Raw genomic sequence first — 2,733 nt, forward strand, 5'->3', positions numbered from 1 at the left:
CTGGGCACAAAAGGTGAGGAAGCGGCAGAAGAATAACCATTTTTACAATTTTAACACCATTGTTTTATCATAGTTACATTAAGTTAGGGCTATTGTAGTATCTTTAGCGCTTAAATTAATACGGCCCTATAAAATAGAATATGATCTGGTACGAAGAGGATGTGAAGCAGTTGGAGATTAAGCGAACAAAGCTTAATTATGTGCCGCGGGTAATTTTTTATGGAAGCTCATCCATTCGTTTATGGAATACGCTTGATGCTGATTTTGATGACATGCAGCCTGTTAACCTTGGCTTCGGTGGCTCAACGCTGGCTGCCTGTGTGTGGTTTTTTGAGCGCATTCTTCATTCTTATAACCCCGAATCCATAGTGGTTTACGCCGGGGATAATGATCTTGGCGATGGCCGCAATCCCGAAGAGGTTTTTATATTTTTTAAGCAGCTAACTGTTGAAGTTGAGCGGCTTTTTGGTGATATTCCCTGTTATTTTATATCGCTTAAGCCAAGCCTTGCCCGCTGGCCTATTGTTGAAAAATACAGGTACACTAACAGCTTAATTGAAAACGAAATAATTCACCGCCATAAAAACTGGCAGTTCATCAATATATTTAATCAGATGATAGATGCTTCCGGTAAACCAATACGAGAATATTATGATAAAGATGGTTTGCATTTGAGCAGCTCCGGTTACACTTTGTGGAAAAACGCGGTTTTGCAGCGAATGCCACAAAGTATCAAATTAGCTTAATATAGGGTTTACACACATTTGTCATCTTTCAGCGGTTTTAAAGATGAAAAGAGAGTACCATAAGTGGTTCAGTCCGTCGCTTCAGCGCAATATGGAATTGCTGGTTTTTGGCCATGCGGGCGCCTCTGTTTTATTTTTTCCTACCCGAACGGCCCGGTTTTATGATTATGAAGACTGGAAAGTAATTGAAGCGTTACGCAGCAAGATTGAAGCTGGGCACCTGCAGATCTATTGTGTTGACAGTATAGATCTCGAAAGCTTTTATAATGAGTACAGCCATCCTTACCACCATATGGAAAGGCACCTGCATTATGAGCAGTATATTTTGCAGGAGGTAGTGCCGTTGATGAAAACACTCAACGCCGCAGGCTCAATTATTTCGGCGGGCTGCAGTATGGGGGCTTATCACGCGGTTAATATTGGGTTTAAACATCCGTCGGTATTTGTTAAAGTGGTAGGTATGAGCGGGCGCTATGATATTACCCAGGCCATGGGTAATTTTCGTGACCTGCTTGATGGCTACCGCGATGAAAATGTGTACTTCAACATGCCCAACCAGTTTTTGAACGACCTGCACAGCTCCGAAATTATTGCCCAGATCAAGCGCCTTCAAATTATTCTGGCCGTAGGCGAAGAAGATGCTTTTTTGGAGGATAATAAATATCTAAGCACAGTGCTGGCCAGCAAAGGCATTCAAAATAGCCTGTATATCTGGCATGAAGAAGCACATAGGGCCCGCTACTGGCGTAAAATGGTTCAGCTATATTTCTAAAAGCAAAACACTTTCCGGTTTGTTATATTGGCTATAATTTAGAATGTTATGGGTACTATTGAATTGGTACAAGGCGATATCACAAAAATTAAGGCCGATGCCATTGTAAACGCCGCAAATACTTCGCTAATGGGCGGCGGTGGCGTTGATGGCGCTATACACCGTGCCGGCGGACCAGAAATATTAGGAGATTGCCGTAAAATAGTAGCCCGGCAGGGCGGCTGCAAAACCGGGCAGGCTGTAATAACTACGGGCGGTAAACTGCCTGCGAAAAATGTGATCCATACCGTTGGTCCTGTTTATAACAGCGGTAAAAGGGGAGAGGACGAGCTATTGCATTCTGCTTATTTAAATAGTTTAAAACTCGCTGCCGAAAATGATATACACACTATAGCTTTCCCTAACATCAGCACCGGCATTTATCATTTTCCTAAAGATAAAGCAGCGGAAATAGCAATTAAAACAGTCAAAGATTTTTTAGCAGATGATAAAGTGGTTGAGAAAGTGATATTTGTTTGTTTTGACGATGAAAACTTTGGCTTGTACCGGGACTTGCTTGCGCAAAAATAGACGTTGATTGGGCCGATATCCGATAGAGGGTATCCTATAAAGTTTTCAATATCCGCCGGTAAATGATCTTAACCGGTTCAATAAATAAGAGGGTTGCTATAATAATAATAAAGATCTGCCGGTCACTTTCTTTATACCTTGCGATAGCTACCAGGCCAACAGTCAGCAAAAACAGGGGAGCGGTATATTTGAGTATACTCCATGTGTTTTTTAGCTTAATTTCAATGATGTTATAAATAAGGTAGCTGCAAACTGCTATCACATAACCCGGAATAGCAAATAAACCATACATCAGTGCTGCCCCAACTTCGCTTCCTTCGCGGCAGATGCCATAAATTATGAGTGTAATTATCAGGAAAGGCACGCAGATCCCGGCCTGGATTAGTGCATGTGAAATTAGGGTGACAGGTTGTTTTAAGCTCATTGGAAATCTAAAATAGTATAAAGTTTGTGAATAATGCAAGAGGATTTGCTGAGAAAAAAGCAAGGTGCAGAGTTGACTCACCCCGCCGGTGCTTTGCACGGCGACCCTCTCCGCTACGCAAAGAGGGTAAAAAATACAGCCCCTCTTTGCGTAGCGGAGAGGGGTGACAAGCGCAGCGATGTCGGGTTGAGTCAATACTGCGTTTTATCTGCTCCCAGCAG

The 2,733-nt window shown here is 42.6% G+C and carries 4 protein-coding genes; 3 read left to right on the plus strand and 1 reads right to left on the minus strand.

The window, feature by feature from the left end; translation table 11 throughout:
• Window positions 1–140: 140 nt before the first annotated feature.
• Genes VF500_RS22080 through VF500_RS22090 form a run of 3 tightly spaced genes read left to right on the plus strand, consistent with a single transcriptional unit; the run spans window position 141 to window position 2,088 of the window.
• Window positions 141–746: a GDSL-type esterase/lipase family protein gene (locus VF500_RS22080; RefSeq protein ID WP_330861752.1), complete on the plus strand. Its 606-nt coding sequence runs from the start codon at window positions 141–143 to the stop codon at window positions 744–746.
• Window positions 747–789: 43 nt separating this feature from the next.
• Entirely contained in the window at window positions 790–1,518 is a 729-nt protein-coding gene (locus VF500_RS22085) for an esterase family protein (protein WP_330861753.1), read from the plus strand.
• 48 nt (window positions 1,519–1,566) lie between these two features.
• The gene (locus tag VF500_RS22090; RefSeq protein ID WP_330861754.1) at window positions 1,567–2,088 is read left to right on the plus strand and encodes an O-acetyl-ADP-ribose deacetylase; all 522 of its coding nucleotides are present in this window, start codon (window positions 1,567–1,569) and stop codon (window positions 2,086–2,088) included.
• Window positions 2,089–2,122: 34 nt separating this feature from the next.
• On the opposite strand, the gene VF500_RS22095 is transcribed toward VF500_RS22090, so the two are convergent.
• A complete protein-coding gene (locus tag VF500_RS22095) occupies window positions 2,123–2,512 on the minus strand; it encodes a hypothetical protein (protein ID WP_330861755.1) in 390 nt (129 codons plus the stop codon).
• Window positions 2,513–2,733 lie beyond the last annotated feature (221 nt).

Source organism: Mucilaginibacter sp., assembly GCF_036383575.1.
Classification (GTDB): Bacteria; Bacteroidota; Bacteroidia; order Sphingobacteriales; family Sphingobacteriaceae; genus Mucilaginibacter.